The 582-nt window shown below is 70.8% G+C and carries 1 pseudogene; it reads right to left on the reverse strand.

The window, feature by feature from the left end:
* Window positions 1–103: 103 nt before the first annotated feature.
* Window positions 104–582 (reverse strand): annotated as a pseudogene (locus JCM19049_RS17050) (hypothetical protein); the annotation flags it as partial.

A 582-nucleotide genomic window follows, 5' to 3' on the forward strand; every position in this document is an offset into this window, starting at 1 on the left:
GCCAGCCACCCGGTCGCCCAATAGCAGCCGGCCACCCCGGCCACCGCCAGCAGGCGCAGCAGCCCCACCCCGATTTCCGGGATTCCGCCGGAGATGACGTAGATCAGCCGGGCCACCACCAGGAACAGCACCCCGTAGGGTGAGGGCGACTGGGCCACAGGCCGTCCGAGCCGCCGTCAAACCAGCCCGGCAGCGCCGAGATCCCCTCGGAGTACGGGGACTTGCCCGCCTGCAGCATCCGGCCCTGGGCCAGGTAGGAGTACACATCCCGGGAGAGGATCGGGAAGCTGGCCAGCAGCGGGGAACCCCAGCTGGCCACCAGCCCGGCCAGGGTTCGCCCGGGCAGCTGCCCCTGGTTTTCCACCCTGGGACGCAGCAGCAGCCAGCAGCGGGTGAGCCACACCAGCCCCACCGCCATGATGAGCATGCAGGCCAGCACCCCGATCAGCTCGGTGCGGAACTGGATGAAGAAGCCGGTGCGGGCCAACGGCGAATGCTGGTTGCGCGGGAACCAGCCAATCCCCCAGCTGGCCACGGTGATCAGCACCGAGGCGCCCACCCGTGCCAGCGCAGCGCGCGCAG

It is taken from the genome of Arthrobacter sp. JCM 19049 (assembly GCF_001310435.1).